13 protein-coding genes and 1 pseudogene are annotated in these 20,782 nt (G+C 68.1%); 6 read left to right on the top strand and 8 right to left on the bottom strand.

The features are described 5' to 3' along the window. The first annotated feature begins 5 nt into the window (after positions 1–5). Positions 6–698 (top strand): DUF4336 domain-containing protein, encoded by a 693-nt coding sequence (locus ACZ5PO_RS07395; RefSeq protein ID WP_464191811.1) that lies wholly within the window; start codon positions 6–8, stop codon positions 696–698. Positions 699–1,423: 725 nt separating this feature from the next. Then, positions 1,424–4,858, top strand: a complete 3,435-nt coding sequence (locus ACZ5PO_RS07390) for a class I SAM-dependent methyltransferase (RefSeq protein WP_464191809.1) — start codon at positions 1,424–1,426, stop codon at positions 4,856–4,858. A gap of 96 nt (positions 4,859–4,954) precedes the next feature. On the opposite strand, the gene ACZ5PO_RS07385 is transcribed toward ACZ5PO_RS07390, so the two are convergent. Further along, complete coding sequence (locus ACZ5PO_RS07385) at positions 4,955–5,614, bottom strand: class I SAM-dependent methyltransferase (protein WP_464191807.1); 660 nt, start codon at positions 5,612–5,614, stop codon at positions 4,955–4,957. Between the two features lie 349 nt (positions 5,615–5,963). Here ACZ5PO_RS07385 and ACZ5PO_RS07380 point away from each other — a divergent pair, with 349 nt between their 5' ends. Together ACZ5PO_RS07380 and ACZ5PO_RS07375 are read left to right on the top strand one after the other, a co-directional pair. After that, a complete protein-coding gene (locus ACZ5PO_RS07380) occupies positions 5,964–6,776 on the top strand; it encodes a helix-turn-helix domain-containing protein (protein ID WP_464191805.1) in 813 nt (270 codons plus the stop codon). Positions 6,777–6,950: 174 nt separating this feature from the next. After that, on the top strand, positions 6,951–8,312 hold the full coding sequence (locus ACZ5PO_RS07375) for an MATE family efflux transporter (RefSeq protein WP_464191803.1): 1,362 nt from the start codon (positions 6,951–6,953) through the stop codon (positions 8,310–8,312). Here the strand turns inward: ACZ5PO_RS07375 and ubiG are convergent. Then, positions 8,299–9,066 carry a bifunctional 2-polyprenyl-6-hydroxyphenol methylase/3-demethylubiquinol 3-O-methyltransferase UbiG gene (gene ubiG / locus ACZ5PO_RS07370; RefSeq protein ID WP_464191801.1) on the bottom strand — a complete coding sequence of 256 codons (768 nt, stop codon included), beginning with the start codon at positions 9,064–9,066 and terminating at the stop codon, positions 8,299–8,301. The genes ACZ5PO_RS07375 and ubiG overlap by 14 nt on opposite strands. Before the next feature lie 332 nt (positions 9,067–9,398). On the opposite strand from ubiG, the gene ACZ5PO_RS07365 reads away from it, so the two are divergent. Beyond that, positions 9,399–10,391 (top strand): lipid A biosynthesis lauroyl acyltransferase, encoded by a 993-nt coding sequence (locus ACZ5PO_RS07365; protein ID WP_464191799.1) that lies wholly within the window; start codon positions 9,399–9,401, stop codon positions 10,389–10,391. Between the two features lie 181 nt (positions 10,392–10,572). Here ACZ5PO_RS07365 and ACZ5PO_RS07360 read toward each other — a convergent pair whose 3' ends face one another. The 6 genes and pseudogenes from ACZ5PO_RS07360 to ACZ5PO_RS07335 form a co-directional block, all read right to left on the bottom strand. After that, positions 10,573–12,012 (bottom strand): aldehyde dehydrogenase family protein, encoded by a 1,440-nt coding sequence (locus ACZ5PO_RS07360; protein ID WP_464191797.1) that lies wholly within the window; start codon positions 12,010–12,012, stop codon positions 10,573–10,575. Positions 12,013–13,395: 1,383 nt separating this feature from the next. Then, positions 13,396–15,314 (bottom strand): annotated as a pseudogene (gene htpG / locus ACZ5PO_RS07355) (molecular chaperone HtpG). Positions 15,315–15,575: 261 nt separating this feature from the next. Continuing rightward, positions 15,576–15,779 (bottom strand): hypothetical protein, encoded by a 204-nt coding sequence (locus tag ACZ5PO_RS07350; protein WP_464191795.1) that lies wholly within the window; start codon positions 15,777–15,779, stop codon positions 15,576–15,578. A gap of 216 nt (positions 15,780–15,995) precedes the next feature. After that, positions 15,996–17,405, bottom strand: a complete 1,410-nt coding sequence (locus ACZ5PO_RS07345; RefSeq protein WP_464191793.1) for an MFS transporter — start codon at positions 17,403–17,405, stop codon at positions 15,996–15,998. 213 nt (positions 17,406–17,618) lie between these two features. Then, positions 17,619–19,145, bottom strand: coding sequence for an aldehyde dehydrogenase (locus ACZ5PO_RS07340; RefSeq protein ID WP_464191790.1), 1,527 nt, complete (start codon positions 19,143–19,145; stop codon positions 17,619–17,621). 11 nt (positions 19,146–19,156) lie between these two features. Next, on the bottom strand, positions 19,157–19,789 hold the full coding sequence (locus ACZ5PO_RS07335) for a GntR family transcriptional regulator (protein WP_464191788.1): 633 nt from the start codon (positions 19,787–19,789) through the stop codon (positions 19,157–19,159). Positions 19,790–19,920: 131 nt separating this feature from the next. Here ACZ5PO_RS07335 and ACZ5PO_RS07330 point away from each other — a divergent pair, with 131 nt between their 5' ends. Continuing rightward, on the top strand, positions 19,921–20,724 hold the full coding sequence (locus ACZ5PO_RS07330; protein WP_464191785.1) for an alpha/beta fold hydrolase: 804 nt from the start codon (positions 19,921–19,923) through the stop codon (positions 20,722–20,724). Positions 20,725–20,782: the final 58 nt, after the last annotated feature.

The following is a 20,782-nucleotide window of genomic DNA, read 5'->3' as shown; positions in this document are numbered from 1 at the left end:
CGGCCGTGCTGGAACAATTCGGCCACGAGATCTGGACTGCGGATGGTTCCGATGTGGTGGCCATGATGGGCTTTCACTACCCGACCCGCATGGTCGTCATCAGATTGTCTGGTCGACGCCTCTTCGTTTGGTCGCCCGTTGCGTTGACGGATCGTCTTCGAAGCGCGGTCGATGCGCTTGGCGAGGTCCGCTATCTGATCGCTCCCAACTCACTCCACCACTTGTTCATCACGGATTGGAAAGGCGCCTATCCGGATGCGCAGATCTACGCCGCGCCCGGATTACGGGAGAAACGCAAGGATGTCGCTTTTGACGGCGATCTGGGAAGCGCGCCAAATCCCGGTTGGGCCGCGGAGATCGATCAAGTCGTGGTGCAGGGCAACGCCATCACCAGCGAAGTGGTATTCTTCCATCGTAACAGCCGCACCGTGATGTTCACCGACCTCATCCAACAACTCCCCGCTAATTGGTTTTCGAGCTGGCGTGCATTTGTGGCGAAATGGGACCTGATGCTCGGTCCTGAACCGGCAGTGCCGCGGAAGTTCCGTGCGGCCTTTACCAATCGCCGGGCCGCGCGCGCCTCCGTTGCACGCGTCCTCGCATGGCCTGCCGAAAAGGTGCTGATGGCGCATGGAACGCCCGTGACCGACGACGGTCAGGCGTTCATACGACGCGCATTCAGATGGCTGATCCCCTAACAACGGTTCGATCGAGCCAGCAGATCGGTCGAGACGTCGATCGTATATTTCGACATATCACAGGTATCGTTGCCGCCGTCGACTCAGATAGATGTGCATATGTATTATGCTGTCAGAATAGTGATGGTGATAAGATATATTCACACGATCACCTTACGGCCCGTATCGACAGCGCAACCGCTTGCATGACCGCTCGACGCGCCCCGCCGAAACATCGGTCGGACGACCTGCGCCGCTCCGAACCTGCGCGACGATTTTCAGGCACTCCGTGCGCGATGGCGTCCGCACTGCCCGGCCATGGGCCCCAGGGCGGGCGACCTAGACTCTCCAGTCGTGCGGAAGTATCCGTCGATCACGGCCAAGGTTCTGATTGATTGGCGTGGTGGAGCAATCCAGTTTGCGGGCGGCCCGCGCCGGCATCCGCGGTCCCTGCCGACGCCGACAATACTGTCGATCTGCCTCGGATCCGCGTCGTCCGGGCCGCAGCGTCATCGTGACATCTGCCTGGCTCGAGCTTGCGCCGTAAAAGGGCGTGGGCTTGACAAGTCGATCTCCCGCCCGTCCAGTTCCGCCCCAGGGCTGGCGCTGCGCTCTTGCGTTTTCAGGAGCACTGTGCGAGAGGGCGCCCGCGTTTGCCCGGGCATGGGCACTGGCGCAGGCGGCCTCGACTCTGAAAGTCATGCGGAAGTACCCGCCGGCCCCGGCCAAGGTACTGGTTGGTAAACATGTTGAAACAACCCAGTTTGCAGGCCGACGCGCCGGGATCCGCTATCCTGGCCGACGCCGCAATATTGTCGAGCTGCCTCGGGCCCGCATCGTTCTGGCCGCCGCGCCATATCGTGACGTCGGCCTGGCTCGAACACGCGCCGTTCGCGTTCTGGCTGGTGAGCGCCATGCGGCCGGATACCATCGTCGAGCTCGGGACGCACAACGGCTTCTCCTTTCTGTCGTTCTGCCAGGCCGTCCAGCAATTGGAGCTCCCGACCGCCTGTTACGCCGTCGATACCTGGCTTGGCGATGAGCATGCCGGGTTCTATGGCGAGGAGGTGTTTCACGAGCTGAGCGCCGCCAACGAGCGCAATTACGCCGCGTTCGCCAGGCTTCTGCGCTCGACGTTCGACGATTCCCTCCGCTATTTCGCCGACGGATCCGTCGACCTCCTGCATATCGACGGCGCGCACGGCTACGAGGCCGTCAGGCACGACTACGAGACCTGGCTACCGAAGCTCTCGTCCCGGGGCGTCGTCCTGTTCCACGACACCAACGTCAAGGAGCGGGATTTCGGGGTGTTTCGGCTCTGGGCCGAGCTGGCAGAGCAATATCCGTCCTTCGAGTTCCTCCACGGCAACGGCTTGGGCGTTCTGGGCGTCGGGAGGACGCTTCCGCCGGCTATACGTGTTTTGCTCGAGAGCGATATGAAGAGCCGGCAGCTCGTTCGGGCCGCCTACGCCTCCCTGGGGGCGGCGGTCACGAGCCGGTATCAGATAGATTCGGCCCGACGGCAGGCTGCCCAGCTCGAGGTTGCGGTCCGTGCGACGACGCAGGAACGCGACGCGGCGGCGGCGCGCGTGGCGACCCTCGAGGCGGACCGCGCAGCTTCAGAAGCCGAGCTCGACGCGCTGTCGGCCCATCGGGACGAGGCGAGGTCGGCCGCAGCGACGATGCTGCAGGAGAAAGAGCGGCTGAGCCTGGAGCTTGCCGCGGTCCAGGATGCCGCGAGGACCGCGCACGAGGAGAGGGCACGGCTCCGCGGCGAACTCGCCGCGTTGCAAAGCGCCGCGACGACGACGCAGCACGACAAGGAGCGGCTGAGCCGGGAGCTCGCCGCGCTGCAGGGCGCCGTGACGACGGCGCTGCAGGCGAACGGACGGCTGAGCCAGGAATTCGCCGAGCTGCACCATGCCCACGACACGGCCCGCGAGGACCTGCGTCAGCAGCATCGGGCTGCGCATGAAGCGACCCACCGGTTGCAGCTCATCGAGGGCAGCACCGCCTGGCGCGTGACCTATCCGCTGCGCGCCCGTCTGACGAATTTTCCGGGACTCCGTCGGTTCGCGCGACGTTCGCTCAAGCTGGCTTGGTGGACAGCCACCTTTCGGCTTCCGGCCAAGCTGCGCCTGCGGGCCGAGCAGGGCGGCGCCGCGGCCGCCGCCATTGGGACGGCGGGCCCGCCGCTGCCCGTTGATCAGGGCAGACGCCAGGAACAGGCATACGACGCCGCACATCTCGCCGGCCTGCGCGGCGAAGGCGCCGCAAAAATCGTGTTCATCTCCGGCGAGGCCGACACACCCGGCCACATCTATCGCGTACAGCGGGCCGTGGAGGCGGCGCGATCGGTCGGAGCGCAGGCTTTCGACATGCGGATCGAGCAGATCGAGGAGCATCTGCATACCATTCGGAGCGCCGATCTGGTCGTGCTGTGGCGGGCCGCTTGGGATCAGAACGTCGATGCGGTCGTGCGAGCGGCGCGGGATGGCGGATCGCGGCTGATCTTCGACATCGATGACCTGATGTTCGAGCCCGACGTCGCCAAGATCGAGATCATCGACGGCATCCGCTCCATGGGGCTCAGCGAGGGGCCGGTGCGCCGGCTCTACGAGCGGGTGCAGGCCACCCTGGCGCACGCGGACTACTGCATCGCCCCGACAGGGTCGCTGGCCCGTCGGCTGTGGCTGTGCGGCAAGCCGACATTCATGTTGCGGAACGGCTTCGATGAGGGCGTGCTCAATGCCTCGCGGCTGGCGGTACGCCATCGCGCGCTGCGGCCGGGCGACGACCTCGTGCGGATCGGCTATGCGACGGGGACCAGGACGCACCAGAAGGATTTTGCCCAGGCGGCCGAGGCGGTCGCGGACGTGCTGCGTGAACGGCCGCAATGTCGGCTCGTCCTGTTCCAGCATATGGGCGATCCGGTGATGCGGCTCGGCGAATTCCCCGTCTTCTCCGGCCTCGAGGAGCAGATCGAGTGGCGTGAGATGGTGTCGCTCGCGCAGCTGCCCTGGGAGCTGGCCCGCTTTGACATCAACCTGGCCCCGCTCGAGGTGGACAATCCGTTCTGTGAAGCGAAGAGCGAGTTGAAATATTTCGAGGCAGCTCTCGTCGGCGTGCCGACGATCGCATCGCCGACCGAGCCCTACCGCTTAGCCATTCGGGATGGCGATACCGGCTGCCTCGCCCGAACCCGTGACGAATGGCACGACGCGCTCGTGCGGCTGGTGGACAACCCGTCCGCGCGGGCCGCGATGGCCCGGGCGGCGTTCGATGACGTGCTCGGCAAGTTCGGTCCGGAAGCCCGCGCAGAGGCGATCGGCTCGATCATCGAGCAGATCCGCTTTGCCGGTCGTCGCGCGGCGCGCGCCTTCGAGCTGGATCTGGCCCGGGCGGCGAGACCGCTCCGGCCCCGACCTCATATCCCGAGCCATACGACCTTGTTCGAAACGGACCAGCTGCGCCTGGCCGAGGTCACGGTCGTCGTGCCGCTCTACAATTATGCCCATTTCGTCGTCGAGGCATTGGATTCCGTGCGGGACCAGACGCTGGCGGAGATCGACCTGATCGTCATCGACGACGCGTCGACGGATGACTCGCAGGCGATTGCAAGAGCCTGGCTGACGGCGAACCACGAGCGCTTCAATCGCGCCATGCTGATCCAGAATACGCCGAACGCTGGCCTCGCATTTTCGCGCAACGTCGGCTTCTCCCTTGCCGAGACGGCCTACGTATTGCCGCTCGATGCCGATAACCGGCTCATGCCCCGTTGCGCGGAGCAGTGCCTCGCGGCGATCAAGCGATCGGGAGCATCCTACGCCTATCCTCAGCTCCAGCATTTCGGCGACAGCCAGGACCGGATCGGCCTCGATCCCTACGAGCCGGTTCGCTTCGTGCCCGGCAACTACATCGATGCCATGGCCCTGGTCCGCAAATCCGCTTGGGTGAGCGTCGGGGGCTATGAACGTCAGGTCAAGTCCGGCTGGGAGGACTTCGATTTTTGGTGCAAGCTCGTCGAACAGGGCGGCTTCGGCGAGCACGTTCCCGAGGTCCTTGCGGGCTACCGCGTTCATGCTCATTCAATGCTTCACTACGAGACCAACGTGCCTGACAACAAGCTCCAGCTGATCGAGCAGATGCACGAGCGGCACCCCTGGCTGCGGCTGCGGTAGCGGACCCGCGCCGGGCGACATCCCCGTCGAGCGCGCCCACCCGCGGTGCGCAACGCGAGGGTGCCCAGATGGTTCGGAACAAAATTCTGGTGTGATCTAGTCGCTCGCCCCGAGTTTCCGCAGGCCAACGTCACAATACATGACGTAGGCGAGCGCAAAGTAGATCATTTCCCATCCATGCTTGACCATGAACTCGTTCGTGGCCTGTATGACTCCGTAGGGCTCGTTGCTCAGTCCGACTTCGGCTGGGATATAATCGTTCATCACGATCCAGCCGTCCGGCTTGACCTTCGGCCGTATCGCCTCCAGGTCGCGCCAAACGCCCTCATACGTATGGTCTGCGTCGACATAAAAGAGATCGACGCTCGCATCCGGCAGCGTCGAGATGACCGCCGCGCTATCACCTTCGTGCAGAGACACCTGGCCTCGCTCGATCTCGGCCGCAAATCGCCTCCGATAAAACTCGTGGTGGCTGAGATCACCGAAGTGTTCAGTGATGGGCGTGCCCCAGAGCGACGGCAGCTCGTGCAGATCGAAGCGGTCGATGGCCAGGAAGCGGCTCGGGCGGCAGGTCGCCAGGATGGCCTCCGAGAAGCCGCCGAGGGCGACGCCGATCTCGGCGATCACCGCGTTTTTCGGCCACAGGGCCAATGCGGCGTTGCGATCGGATACGACGCGCGATCGACGCAAATGACTGTCCGGCAGGACCGGATAGCGCTGAACATCGAGGACGGAACCCTGTGGCGGTGTGCTCATGTATCAGCTCCATGGCAATCTTTGATTGACAGAAGATGCAAATGCAACCGTAAAGGAAGACGATAGCCCCTCGGGCTGACGGGATGTCTGCCGTCCGTTCGCCCCTGGTCAGCGCCGAGCATCGACGGTGACGCCCCGTATCGGGCCGGGCGAGCAGCCTGCCCCTCACCGCAGACGGCCGTCAGGATGGCTTTGGTCAAAAACGAAACCGCATCCATGATCCCGGCGAAGCACTATACAGCATATTGTCGCCGGGGGTCCCGTAACGGAAGCTCTCGCGGCGGCGGGCATGCGCACCATTACCCCCGGGGTAATTGGACCGCCGCAAGGGGGCCGCTAACCTGCGCCCATGACCCAAGCTCAACGCACCGTCGGCGACCACTTGCGCGACTGGCGTCAGCGCCGCCGCCTGAGCCAGCTCGATCTGGCGCTGGAGGCCGAGATCTCCACCAAGCACCTGAGCTTCCTGGAGACCGGGCGCTCGCAGCCGTCCCGCGACATGCTGCTCCTGCTCGCCGAGCACCTCGATATTCCGCTGCGCGACAGGAACGTGCTGATGGTCGCCGCCGGCTTCGCCCCCGTGTTTCCGGAACGGGCGCTCGACGACCCGGCGCTGACCTCGGCCCGCGCGGCGGTCGACCTGGTGCTCAGGGGGCACGAGCCCTACCCGGCGCTGGCGATCGACCGCCACTGGACCATGGTCGCCGCCAACGGCGCCGTGGCGCCGCTGATGGCCGGCGTGGCGCCGGCCCTGCTCAAGCCGCCGGTCAACGTGATGCGGCTGGCGCTGCATCCGGACGGGCTCGCGCCCCATACGGCCAACCTGCCGGAATGGCGCGGCCACCTGCTCGCGCGCCTGCGCCACCAGGTCGAGGTCTCGGCCGACCCGGTGCTGATCGAGCTCCTCAGCGAGCTCAAGGCCTATCCGACGCCCAGCGTCTCGGGCCCGCGCACGCCGCCGCCGGAGGTCGACCACGCCAGCGTCGTGGTGCCGTTGCAGCTCGTCGTCGACGGCGTCGTGCTGTCGTTTATCAGCACCACGACCGTGTTCGGCACACCGGTCGACATCACGCTCGCGGAGCTGGCGCTCGAAACCTTCTTCCCGGCCGACGCCGCCACGGCGGAGGTGCTGAAGCGCATGGGCGAGGCCCGCGCGCCATAAGCAGAGCAAGAGCTTGCTCGAAGGCCGAGCGCCCTTCGGTCTGAAGCGCGTCCCTGTCGGGCCATGAGCGCTCGTACGGCCGCGGCCGCGGTGCGCGCATGGCGTTCGGGGAACTGTCGTCTAAAGTCGACAGCGCAAACCAAGCCATAAGACCGCCAAGGGTTGAAACCGTCCATGACCACGGCTCTGTCCGATGCGGCGCCGCAGCTCGACCTGCGCACGCGCCTGCTGCTCGAGCGGCCGGTGCTGCCGACGCTGGTGCGTCTCGCCGCGCCGAATGTCTTCGAAGCGCTGGCGCGCATCACCTTCATCACCGCCGATGCGTTCTTCGTCGCCTGGCTCGGCAACGAGGTGCTGGCCGGCGTCTCGGTGGTGTTCCCGCTGCTGACCCTGATGCAGACGATCACGGCCGCGGGCCTCGGTGCCGGCGTCGCCGCGTCGGTGGGCCGGGCGCTCGGTGCGGGCGACCGGGAGCGAGCCCGCTCGCTCGCCGGCACCGCCGTGGGCCTGGCGCTGGCCGGTGCCGTCGCCTCCAGCGTGATCCTGCTGCTCGCCGGCCCGTCCCTCTATCAGGCGATGGGCCTCAGCGGCGCCGCCCTGGCCGCAGCCACGGAGTATGGCGCCATCGTCTTCGGCGGCTGCGTCACCGTGTGGCTGATGAACACGCTCGCCAACATCTCCCGCGGGGCCGGCAACATGCTGGTGCCGGCCTCCGCCATTCTCATCGGTGAAGTCTTCCATCTGCTGCTGTCGCCCGCGCTGATCACCGGCTGGGGGCCATTTCCGCGGCTGGGCGTGGCCGGTGCGGGGGTCGCCGTGCTCGCCGCCTATGGCGTGGGCGCGCTGGTGCTGGGCGGCTATCTCGTGTCCCGCCGGGCGCTGGTGCGGCTCGATGGGCGTCACCTCCGCATCCGCCGCGACGAGGCCGCGGCCATTCTGCGCATCGGCCTGCTCGCCTCGGGGGCCATGGTGGTGTTCCAGGCGAGCGCGCTCCTCGTCACCGGCCTCGTCGGCCGCCTCGGCAGCCAGGCCATCGCCGCCTACGGCGCCGCGTCCCGGCTGGAGCTGCTGCAGGCGCCGGTCACCTTCGCCTTCGCCTCTGCGGTGATCACCATGGTGGCCACCGCCGTCGGCGCCGGCAACCGGCGGCGCGCCCGCCAGGCCGCCATGACCGGCATGGTCGTCGCCGCCGCCATCGGCGTGGTGTTCAGCATCGTGGCCGTCCGCGGCGAGATGTGGATGGCGATCTTCACCACCGATCCGGTGATCGCCGCCCAGGGCGCGCTCTACCTGCTGTGCCTGGCGCCGCTGTTTCCCATCATCGGGGCCGGCGTCGCCGCCTATTTCGCCAGCCAGGCCATCGGCGAGGTGGCACGGCCATTCGCTTGGATCGCCCTGCGCTTCGTCGTCGCGGTGGTCGGCGGGATGATCGGCCTCAGCCTCTATCCGGCGGTTCTGTCGATCTACCTCGCCAGCGCCGCAGCGGCCCTGCTGAGCAGCCTCGGCCTGATTTCCGTCGCCCTCAAGCGCTTCTGACCGATCGGCTCCCGCTCCGCACCGCCGTCAGCATGTAGTTGACGGCCATGTCGGCGGAGAGCCGCCAGCGGTCGGCCAGCGGATCGAAGACCACGCCGGTCTGCCGGTCCACCGTCAGGCCGGCCTGCGCGATCGAACGGGTGAGCTCGGCCGGGGTGACGAAGCGGTTCCAGTCGTGGGTGCCGCGCGGCACCCAGCGCAGCACGTATTCCGCCCCGACGATGGCCAGCGCGAACGACTTCATGGTGCGGTTGAGGGTGGCCATGACCAGCAGCCCGCCGGGCTTCACCGCGTCGCCGCAGCCCTGCACGAACTGCGGCACGCTCGGCACGTGCTCGACCACCTCCATGGCGGTGACGATGTCGAAGCGCTCGCCCACGTCCTCCACCGCCTGGTCGGTGTAGGCGATCGCAAGGCCGCCCGCCGCCGCGTGGGCGCGGGCCACGGCGATGTTCGTCGGCGCCGGATCGATGCCTTTGACCGTGGCCCCCAGCCGCGCCAGCGGCTCGGCCAGCATGCCGGCGCCGCAGCCGACATCGAGCACCGTCAAGCCGTCGAGCGGCGCCTCTGCCCTCGGGTCGCGCCCGAAGCGGGCGCAGGCCTGGTCGCGGATGAAGGCGAGCCGCACCGGGTTCATCCGGTGCAGCGGCTTCATCGGGCCGTTGGGATCCCACCATTCCCGCGCCAGCCGGTCGAAGCGGGCGACTTCGGCCGGATCGGCACCGCGATCGTGAGACGGTTCGGTCAGCGGCATCATCCTCGCTCCACGTCCCGGCTCATACCACGTCCCATCGACGCGCGGGCGGAATTGCGCGGACGTGGCCGCCGGAGCTTTTCGAATCTGGAGCGCTTCTCTCGCGATCGGGGTGATTCCGCCCCGTCGCGACGCTCTCCGGAGCAGGTCCATGCGACGGGATGGCGTCATCTGATCGCATGGCCATGCTCCAACTCCTTGAATCTGGAGCGCTTCTTTTTTGGGACCGGGTGGGCCTGGCCGATCGAGACGCATTCTAAGGTCTTGACCCGGCCCTCCGCATCCCCGATGCAGCCGCAACCCTCGTTCATCCAGTCCTTCCGGTCGAGTTCTTGCGCCGCCCTCGTTCCTTCCTCTCCCGTGTCGGCGAGCGCATTGCCGACGTGACCATGATCGGCCTCGTGCGCGCGGTCTCCGCTGTCCTGCGTCTGCTCGGCCCGGATCGCGCGAGTGCGGCGGGCGGCGCTCTCGGCGGCTTCATCGGCCCGCTACTTCCCGTCCACAAGGTGGCGCTCGCCAATCTGCGGGCCGCCTTTCCCGAGAAGGGCGAGGCGGAGATCCGCGCCATCGCCAAGGGCGCGTGGGAGAACCTGGGGCGCACCGGCGCCGAATACGCGCATCTCAGCCAGATCTTCGACTACGACCATCTCAACCCCAGGCCGGATGGGCGCATCCAGGTGGAGGGCATCGAGCACTTCATCGCGCTGCGCGACGACGGCCGGCCCGGGCTGATCTTCTCCTCGCACCTGGCCAATTGGGAGCTGCCGGCGATCTGCGCCGCCCGCTACGAGCTCGACGTGACGGCGGTGTTCCGGGCGCCGAACGATCCGGCGGTGGCCCACGCGGTGCAGGAGGTGCGCAGCCAGACCATGGGCGGCCTGGAGGCGGCGCGCCCGGGCGCGGCCTTCGCCATGGTCGAGGCGCTGGAGAGGGGCGGCCACCTCGGCATGCTGATCGACCAGCACTTCACTCGCGGCGTGGTGACGCCGTTCTTCGGCCGGCCGGCGCTGACCAATCCGATCATGGGCAAGTTCGCCCGGCGCTTCGAATGCCCGGTGCACGGCGTGCGCGTCGTGCGCACCGGCGGCGCCCGCTTCAAGCTGGAGCTGACGCCGCCGCTCGAGCTGCCGCGCGACGCCGGCGGCGAGATCGACGTCGCCGGCGCCATGGCTGCCATGACGGCGGTGGTCGAGGGATGGGTGCGCGAGCGCCCCGAGCAGTGGCTGTGGATGCACCGGCGCTGGCGGCCGGAGTTCATCAAGCCGTCGCCGGCCAAGGAAAAGCCCGGTGCGGGTGCACCGGGCGTGGACGAACTGTCGTCGTGAAGACGTGATGCGCGCCGCTCAACCCGGCGCTCGACCGTCTCCAGCGCACAACCGTCATGGCCGGACTTGATCCGGCCATCCATCCACTTGAAGACGCGGGCCTGAAGGCAGTCCTGGCGGGCTGGCGTTCATGCGACGATGGATGGCCGGGTCAAGCCCGGCCATGACGGAGGCGCCAGCCTTACTCGGCCGCCGCCTGCTTGGGCATGCCGAGCACGGCCTTCACCTCGAGGAACTCGCCGAAGGCGTGGTCGCCCCACTCGCGGCCGTTGCCGGACATCTTGTAGCCGCCGAACGGGGCCATCAGGTCCGGGTTGGCGCCGTTGAGGTTGACCTGCCCGGCGCGCAGCTGCTTGGCCACGTCCAGCACCTTGGCCGGATCGGTGCCGGAGACGTAGGCGGCGAGCCCGTATTCGGTGTCGTTGCCGACGTCGACCGCCTGCTCGACGCTGTCATAGCCGAGGATCGAGACCACCGGTCCGAAGATCTCCTCCTTGGCGATGGTCATGTCGTTGGTGACGTTGGCGAACACGGTCGGCTTGACATAGTAGCCCTTGTCCAGGCCCTCGGGCTTGCCGGTGCCGCCGGTGACCAGGGTGGCACCCTCGTCGATGCCCTTCTGGATCAGGCCCTGGATCTTGGTCCACTGGGTTTCCGACACCACCGGGCCCATGGCCACGTTGCCGCTGGGGTCGCCGACGATGGTGGCTTCAGCCGCCGCCCGCGCGATGGCGATGACGTCCTCCATCTTCTGGCCCGGCACCAGCATGCGCGTCGGCGCGTTGCACGACTGGCCGGAGTTCAGCATCACCGCCTTGACGCCGCCGGTCACCGCGTTCGTCAGGTCGGCATCCTCCAGGATGATGTTCGGGCTCTTGCCGCCCAGCTCCTGGTGCACGCGCTTCACCGTCGGCGCCGCATTGCGCGCCACCTCGATGCCGGCGCGGGTCGAGCCGGTGAACGACACCATGTCGACCTCCGGGTGCGAGCTGATCGCCGCACCGACCGTCGGCCCGTCACCGTTGACCAGGTTGAACACGCCCGGCGGTACGCCCGCCGCATCGAGGATCTCGGCGAAGATGTAGCCCGAGAACGGCGCGATCTCCGACGGCTTCAGGATCATGGTGCAGCCGGTGGCGAGCGCCGGCGCGACCTTGCAGGCGATCTGGTTCACCGGCCAGTTCCACGGCGTGATGAAGCCGCACACGCCGATGGGCTCCTTGAGCAGCAGCGTGGTGCCGCGCGGCTCCTCGAATTTGTAGCTCTTGAGCACCGCCGCGGCCGTCTGCAGGTGGGCGGCGCCCATGGCGGCCTGGGCGCGCTGGGCGAGCCACACCGGTGCGCCCATCTCTTCGGTGATCGCCTTCGCCATGTCCTCGTGGCGCTTCTTGTACTCGGCGACGATGCGCTCCAGCAGCTCGATGCGCTCCTCGCGGCTGGTGCGGGAGAAGGTCTTGAAGGCCTTGCGCGCCGCCTTGGCGGCCCGGTCGACGTCAGCCGCGGAGCCCAGCGAGATGCGGCCGGCGACGCCCTCGGTCGCCGGATTGATCACATCGAGGGTTTTGGCCTGGCCCGGCTCGACCCATGCCCCGTCGATGTAGAATTTGGTGTAGTCGCGCATGTCGCATCCTCCATCATCGGTCCGTCGGTTTCGCCGACCAACGGTCCCGGACGCCCGCCCTGCGCGGCGCCGCAACCTGTCGGCGCACAGCCACTGGTAGCTGCGTTCGGGGCCGGCCGTGGAGGGTTATCTCATCCCCGATGCATCGTGGGAAGGGCCGCGCCGCGTGGCTCGCGGCGCCGATTGGCCCGCTTACCGGACCAAAAACCGTCGCCCTGTCCCGGGGGAGCCGCTGTCCGGGGGAAGCGGTGGAGCCGTCAGCGGCGATAGACGCCCACGCGCATGCCGAGCACGCGCAGCCTGAAGCCGACGAGCCTGACGGCGATGGCTGCCCGAGCCTTGAGCGGCAGGGAAATGCGGGGCGTGTCTCGGGTCATTGCTGTCGAAGTCTCCGACGTCCGGCGGGCCTTCACGCTCCACGGGACGCATTGCGGGTCTGGGGATTGAGGATGCAGCTACCGGTCTGATCGGAACCGGACCACAGTAGCTGGCAACCTGTAGCACTGCACAGGGATTGTGACGGGTTTGCGTCGGCTGAGCCCTCTGCCATGGTCCAGCGCTTTGCGGCGCTGGAGCCGGCGAGAGCTCAGGCCAGGGCGATCACGACGACGAGCACGGTCGTCAGGCCGCAAAGCCAGGCCAGCACGAGACCCATGTCCATCGAGCTGACGCTTTGCCGGGGGGCCGGCCGGTATTCACGTTTCAACGGGTTCACCTCCAATCCGGAAGGCCGTTCCGGAGACCGAGCGTGCGCCGCGGCGGCAATGGCGCGCCGCGAATCGGAATTCGTCCGTCCGAGCTACGGCGCGCCGGCCCGCCTAGAGCGCTTCGCGATTGGGTGGACTCACCCAATCGCAGGAGAAGCGCTCCAGATTCAAAAAGTTATGAGCATTTCTCTGCCATTGGATGATCCCATCCAATGGCGAAATGCTCTAGACGCGAGGGCCGGATCCGATGCTCCCGGCCGTCAGATGCCGGCGCCGCGCATGGCGTTGGCGGCGATCAGCGCCGCGACCATCAGCGACCAGCCGATCGGCGTGGCGACCAGGATGGAGAAGGCGGAGCGGATGGCGGTCATTGTCTTGTTCCCCTGAGATTTGTGGGCCCGTGACGGGCCGTGCCAAGGGAATTGCAAGGCCGGCGCCAACGGCCTTGCAGAAAATTAACCAACGATATCAGGGGCGGCGCGCGAACGGGCGCGGGCGATTCGCAATCTGCGACGCAGGATGAGAGGCGGCTCGCAGATCGGGAGCCGGCCGCCGCCTCAGGCCCGAGCGCGCTTCGCGATCGTGTGAAATCACCCGATCACTGAGAAGCGCGATTCAGACCCAAAGAGAGTTGGAGCATCCCTCTCCGATCAAACGCTCGGATCTGATCGGGCCGCTACCGCAGCCCGCGACGGATCAGCCGAGCCAGGCGCTCGGAGAAGCCGCGGGTGTCGGCCGGCGGCACGCCGTCGAGGATGCGCGCTTCGTCGAACAGCAGGTGGGCGGCATCCTGGCGGAAATCCGGCTCGCCGTCGCCGAGCGCCGCCAGCGCCTCCACCAGCTCGTGGCCGGGATTGATCTCCAGGATCGGCTTCACCTCGCCCTTCAGCTGGCCGGCGCCGGCCAGCAGCTTCTCGAGCTGGCGGTCGGGCCCGTGCTCGGGGGCGGTGAGGCAGACCATGCTGTCGGTGAGCCGGTCCGAGGCGCGCACGTCGGCGACCGCGTCGCCGAGCGTCTCCTTGACGAAGGCGATGAAGCTGGTGACGGGCTCGCTCGCGGCCGCCGCGGGCTGGCGCGCCGCGTCGAGCGGCGGCACCAGGGCGAGGTCGGCGGTGCCCTGGGTCACCGATTTGAACGGCTTGCCCTCGAAGTCCGGCGCCGCCGTGACCCAGAAGCTGTCGATCGGCTCGGCCAGCAGCAGCACCTCGATGCCGCGGGCCCGGAAGCCTTCGAGCTGCGGTGAGGCTTCCAGCCGCGCCTGGTCGTCGCCGGCGATGTAGTAGATGGCGGTCTGGTTCTCGCGGAGGCCCGCCACATAGTCCTTCAGGGTGCGCCACTCGCCGGGGCGGCGGTGGTCCTGAAGCGGGCGAGGCCGAGCAACTGCTCGCGGCGCTCGAAGTCCTCATAGAGGCCCTCCTTCAGCACCGAGCCGAAGATCTCCCAGACTTTGGTGTAGGCCTCCTTGTCGGTCTCGGCGAGCTTTTCCAGGTCGCCGAGCACGCGGCCGGTCACGCCCTTGCCGACCGCCTTCAGCAGCGTGCTCTCCTGGATCATCTCGCGCGAGATGTTGAGCGGCAGGTCGGCGGAATCGACGATGCCGCGCACGAAGCGCAGGTAGCGCGGCAGGATGTCCGCGTCGGCGGTGATGAAGACGCGCTTCACGTAGAGCTTGACGCGGCCCTTGCGGTCGGCGTCGAACAGGTCGAACGGCCGGGCGCTCGGCACGAACACCAGGGCGGTGTACTCGTGGCGCCCCTCGGCGCGCATGTGCACGGTCAGCGCCGGCTCGTCGAGGTTGTAGCTGACGCTCCTGTAGAAGTCGGTGTACTCCTCGGGCCCGATGTCGCTCTTCGGCCGCGTCCACAAGGCGGCGCCGTCGACGATCTCGGCGGGCTCGGCGCCGGGCTTCTCGACGATGGCGATCGGCACCGGCACGTGGCCGGACTGGGTCCGGACCAGGTTCTCCACCTTGTAGCGCTCGGTGTACGGCTTGGCGTCGGCCAGCAGATGCAGGGTGACGCGCGTGCCCCGCTCCGGCGCGGCCGCCGGATCGGCGGCCTCGATGGTGTAGGCGCCCTGGCCGTCCGACGACCAGCGCGCCGCCGTTTCCGTGCCGGCGCGGCGCGAGATCACCTCGACGCGGTCGGCGACCATGAAGGCGGAGTAGAAGCCCACGCCGAACTGGCCGATGAGCTGGGCGCCGGCCTTGCCGTCACCGGCGTCCTGAGCCTTGGCATCCTGGGCCTTGGCGGCCTCGATGCGCTCCAGGAACGCCTTGGTGCCGGAGCGGGCGATGGTGCCCAGCGCCTCGACCATCTCGTCCGCGGTCATGCCGATGCCGTTGTCCTCGATGGCGAGGGTTCCGGCGTCGGGGTCGAGGGAGATGGTGATGCGGGCCTTGGCGTCGCTGCCGAGCAGGTCCGGCGTGCCGATCGCCTCGTAGCGCAGCTTCTCGCAGGCGTCGGCGGCATTGGAGATCAGCTCGCGCAGAAAGACGTCCTTCTCCGAATAGACCGAGTGCACCATCAGGTGCAGCAGCTTGGCCACATCGGCTTCGAAGGCGCGGCTCTGGGGAGCGGATGCTTCGGCGGTCATGGAACGCAAACCCTTCAATCCCTGGAGCATGTCCCGACCAGATGAGCTCATCCGATCGACGAGAGATGCTCCAACTTCTTGAATCTGGAGCGCTTCTTTTGGGATCGGGTTGATCCTGCGCAATCGCGAAGCACTCGGGAAATCGGCGTCCACCAGATGGCGGAACACGGATGGGATTTCAAGCTCGCGCGGCGCGCGTCGGCAATCGGCGATTGCGCGTGGGGCTCCCGGCGTCGTTGTCGATGGATGGCCGGATCAAGCTCAGTTCAACCACCAGAACGACTGATCCGAGATCGTGTCCTCGAGGCCGAGGTCGGGCGAGGCGATGCCAAAGACGTACTTCGTCAGGTCGAGCAGGACCATGTCCAGCATCGACTGGATGAGCTTGAGATCAGCCGTCACCGCAAGCGCATATGCTTCCATGAGCTTGTCGACCAGCGCGAACATCACGTCCTGACGCGACATTATCGGTTCCCCGTTCGAAGCTATAGCTACGCGCGGCGGATGCCGAAAGACGCGAGGCGACGCCCAAATCTCCTACGCTAGGTCGGGCGCGTTAGGAACTCGCAAAAAACGGGATGCCGGACGAATGAAGCCCGGCCATGCTCCGGCGGCTCGAATCCGGCCTGCTGCGTCCGCGGCCGGGCGGTTCGTCCGGCCGCGCCGCCCACGCCCGTGGCGTCAGGACGCCTTTTCCGGGCGTGCCGCCTCGATCTCCACGCCCGGGATGGCGATGGCGCGCGCCGTCGGCTCGGTGGCCGCGTCGAGCTCCTCGAGCCGCCGCCGGCTGGGCTCGATGCCGAACAGCGCCACCACGACGATCTGCAGCATGAGGAGGCCGATCATCAGCACCATGACGCCGGAGATCCCGTACGCCTCGAACAGCGAGACCACGATGAAGGGTGTCACGATGGTGGCGCCGCGGCCGAAGGTGTTGCAGATGCCGGAGGCGCGCAGCCGCACCTCGGTGGGGAACAGCTCGGGGATGTAGATGCCGAACAGCAGCGCCACCAGCACGTAGATCGGCACCGTCAGGCCGAAGCCGACGAGCGGCAGCAGGGTGGGGTCGGAGACGTTCGGGTAGATCAGGCCGAACAGCACGGCGAGCGCCGACGAGCCGATGATGGTGGGCTTGCGGCCCCAGCGGTCCGCGGTGAGCGCGCCGATGGCCGAGCCGACGGGCGCGCCGAGGCCCATGAGCAGCGAATAGCCGAACGAGGTGGCGATGCTCAGGCCCTGCTTGATGAAGAAGGTCGGCAGCCAGGTCACGAAGCCGTAGAGCAGGGTGTTGACCACGATCAGGCAGATGCAACCGACGACCATGCGCGACAGCAGCGGCGGGCGCAGCAGCGCGCCGAGGTCGAGCCGGGCCGCGGGGGCGGCGGCCGGCGCGGCCGGCGCCGGCAGCGCAGCACCGCGGCCGGCTTCCGCCTCGATCTGCCGGAGCAGCCGCTCGGCCTCCTCGGTGCGGCCGACGGATTCGAGCCAGCGCGGCGATTCCGGCAGCTTCTTGCGCAGGTACCAGACGACGAGGCCGCCGATCCCACCGATGACGAACATAGCCCGCCAGCCGAAGGCGGGGATGATGAGGTAGCCCAGCAGCGAGGCGACCGGCAGGCCAGTGACGACGAAGACGGCCATCAGCCCGAGCCAGCGGCCGCGCGAGCGGGCCGGCACGAACTCGGTCATGGTCGAGTAGCCGACGACGTTCTCGGCGCCGAGGCCGATGCCGATCAGGAAGCGCAGACCGATCAGCACCTCCATGTTCGGCGCGAAGGCCGCCGCCAGCGAGGCGAGGCCGAAGATCAGCAGGTTGGCCTGATAGGTGAAGCGCCGGCCGTAGCGGTCGCCCAGGAAGCCGGTCAGGAACGACCCGGCCATCATGCCGACGAAGGTCGCCGACACGAACAGGGCGTTCTGGCCGATGGTCGAGAAGCCGCTCTTCAGCGTCGCCCCCAGCACTGTCGCGGCGATGTAGATGTCGAAGCCGTCGAAGAACATGCCGACGCCGATGAGCCACATGATCCGGTAGTGGAACGGCCCGATCGGGAGCCGGTCGAGGCGTGGCCCCGCATTGACGATGGCTGACATGGCGTTCCTCCGCAGGCTGAGCGCGGCCCGCCGGACGATCCCGTGCGAAGACGGCTCTGGGTGTGGCGAGACGGTCGGCCCGTCTTGCGCGGGCTTCGGCCACGACGTGTCGTGCGTCGGATGCGGTCATCCGACGGCATGGGTCTGCTGTGCGTGAAGCTGAGCGTCTCTCTGCGCTCGGGTGACGTCACCCGGGCGGAAAACGCTCCAGGGTCAGTTGAGGCGCGGCTGGCTGGCCGTGTCGCGGTACCAGTCGAAGGCGCGGTCGGCGGTCGCCAGCATCACGCTCTTCACCTCGAAATGGTCGTTGAAGCTCTCGGTGCCGAACTCGCGGCCGACACCGCTCTCGCCGACACCGCCCCAGGGCGAGGCCGGATCGAGCCGGTGGTGGTCGTTGATCCAGACGATGCCGGCCTTCACGCCGGCCGCGACCCGGTGGGCGCGGGCGACGTCGCGGGTGCGGATGGCGGCGGCGAGCCCGAACGGGCTGTCGTTGGCGAGCCTGAGCGCCTCGGCCTCGTCCTTGAACGGGGTGACGCTGGTGAACGGGCCGAACACCTCCTCCTGGAAGATGCGCATGTCGGCGCGCACGTCGGCGAAGACGGTCGGCTGCACGAAATAGCCGTTCTCCAGGCCGGGGAGGATGGCGGGCTCGCCGCCGGCGACGAGGCGGGCACCGTCCTGGCGGCCGTAGCCCGCATACCCCAGCACGCGGTCGCGCTGCTTGGCCGAGATCACCGGCCCGAGCTGGGTCGCCGCATCGAAGGGGTCGCCGATGCGGATGCCGCGGGCCTTGGCGGCGAGCTTGTCGACGAACTCGTCGTAGACGGTCTGCTGCACCAGGTGGCGGCTGGCGCACACGCAGGTCTGGCCGGCGCCGATGAAGGCGCCGAAGGCGGCGTAGTTGACCGCCTGGTTGACGTCGAAATCGTCGAACACCAGCACCGGCGTCTTGCCGCCGAGCTCCAGCGTCTGGTGGGCGAAGACCTTGGCCGCCGCGCCGCCGGCGATGCGGCCGGCCTCGGTGCCGCCGGTCAGCACCAGCTTGTTGATGTCGGGATGCTCGGCCAGGAGGCGGCCCGCGGTGGCGCCATAGCCGTTGACGACGTTGAACACGCCGGCGGGCAGCCCGGCTTCGGCAAAGATCTGCGCCAGCTTCAGGGTGGTGAGCGGGGTATATTCCGACGGCTTCACCACCGTCGTGCAGCCCGATGCCAGCACCGCGGCGAGCGACTTGCACATGATCATCAGCGGGTGGTTGAAGGGCGTGCAGTTGGCGACGACGCCGATCGGCGTGCGCAGCGTATAATTGAGGTACGGCCCCTCGACCGGGATGACGTCGTCGCGGCGCGCCAGCGCCAGGCCGGCGAAGTAGCGGAAGAAGTCGGGCAGGCGCGAGAGCTGCGCCCGGGTCTCGTTGATCGGCCGGCCGTTGTTCAGCGTCTCCAGGCGGTAGAGCGTGTCGAGGTTGGCCTCGAAGGCATCGGCCAGGCGGTTGACCAGCCGGGCGCGGGCACGCACGTCCATGCCGCCCCATTCGCGCCCCTCGAAGGCGGCCCGCGCGCTCGCCATGGCGCGGTCCACGTCGGCGGCGGTGGAGTTCGGGATGCGGGCGATGACGGTGCCGGTGGCGGGGTTGCGCACGTCGATCAGCGTGCCGTCGCCGGCCTCGATCTCGCGTCCGTCGACGAAATTGCCGCGCGTTTCGACGGCGAGGGTCGGCCGCTCGTAGGAATTCATGGAACGCTCCTTCAGGGTCTGACGGCGCTGCGCGTCAGGGCCGTCAGCACGCGCTTCTCGGCGCTGGCGACGTGGGACTTGATGAGCCGGCGCGCGGTCCTGACGTCCCGCTGCTGCATGGCGTCGATGATGGCGACGTGCTCGCCGACGAGCTGGGTGGGATCGCGCCCCTTGATGGTGCCGATCGAGACCCGCACCAGCCGGTCGGCCTGCTCGATGAGGTCGCAGGCGACCGCCGCCATGCGGGCATTGCCCGAGGCCTGCGCCAGGGCGCAATGGAAGGCCCGGTTGTAGTCGATGAAGGGCTGCGACGGCGCCAGCGTCCTGAACCGGTCGAGCGCCGCGAGCACGTCGTCGTCGGCGCCCTCGATCGCCTCCGCCGCGCAGGCCGGCTCCAGCGCCAGCCGGAAGCGGAACAGGTCGCGCGCGTCCGATACCGAGATCGGGTTCACCTGGTAGCCCTGGCGCGGATGCACCTTGATCAGCCGCTCGCGCTCCAGCCGCAGCAGCGCCTCGCGCACCGGCTGCCGGCTCACCTCGTAGCGCGCCGCCAGATCGAGCTCCCGCACCTCGGCGCCGGGCATCAGCCGGCAGGTGAGGATCTCGTCCCGGATGGCTTCGTAGAGGTTGTCGCGGAGGAGCATGTCTGATCGACCTTTCCATGATTGATTCCACGTCGTGATATTTCACGCAAGCGAAATTCATGAGTCTTTTTAAGGATTGATGCCGGATATGGTGGGCCATATAACGGTATGTAGAATATGGAGATGACCGAATGAACGTCATGCTGGCCAACGGGCGCGTCAACGCGGCGGTGGTGGGGGACGGCCCGGCGCTGCTGCTCTTCCACTCGCTCCTGGCCGACCGCGCGAGCTTCGACCGGATCGTGCCGGCGCTGGCGCTCCGGTTCCGGGTGATCGTGCCCGAGCTGCCCGGCTTCGGCGGCTCGCCGGCGGTGAGCGGTGGCCTCGCCGCGGTGGCCGACCGCATGGCGGAGGTCGTGCGCGAGGTCTCCGCCGACGGCGAGCCGGTCGTGCTCGGCAACGGTTACGGCGGCTTCGTGGCGCTCCAGATGGCGGTCCGCCACCCCGGCATCGCCGGCCGCCTGGTGCTCGCCGATTGCGGCGCCGCCTTCTCCGAGCCCGGCCGCGAGGCGTTTCGCGGCATGGCTGCGGCGGCCGCCGCCAGGGGGTTGTCGGCCGTGGCCGATACCGCCATGCGCCGCCTCTTCGCCCCGGATTTCCAGGAGGCCCATCCGGAGCTGATCGGCGAGCGCCGGCAGGCGTTTCTGCGCACCGATCCGGCGGTGTTCCGGGCGGCATGCCTGGCGCTCGCGGCGCTCGACCTCTCGACCGAGGTGGGCGGCATCGAGACGCCCGCGCTGGTCCTGGTCGGCGAGCGCGACGAGGCGACGCCGCCGCCGATGGCGATCGACCTCGCCGAGCGGCTGCCCGATGCCCGGCTCGAGGTGCTGCCGAACTGCGCCCACGTCCCGCAGCTGCAGGCGCCCGAGCTGTTCCTCGAGGCGCTGTCCGGCTTCCTGCCCGAGCTTTCGGTGGCAGCGGTGGCGGCCATCTAATTCGGGCCGGCGGCACGGCGGGACGTTACGACTCGACCGCGCCTTGCTCCAACGCCGT

This window comes from Chelatococcus sp. KU-N122, from assembly GCF_055391085.1.
The sequence above is the reverse complement of the archived record's forward strand: the minus strand, read 5'-3'. Positions and strand labels throughout refer to the sequence as shown.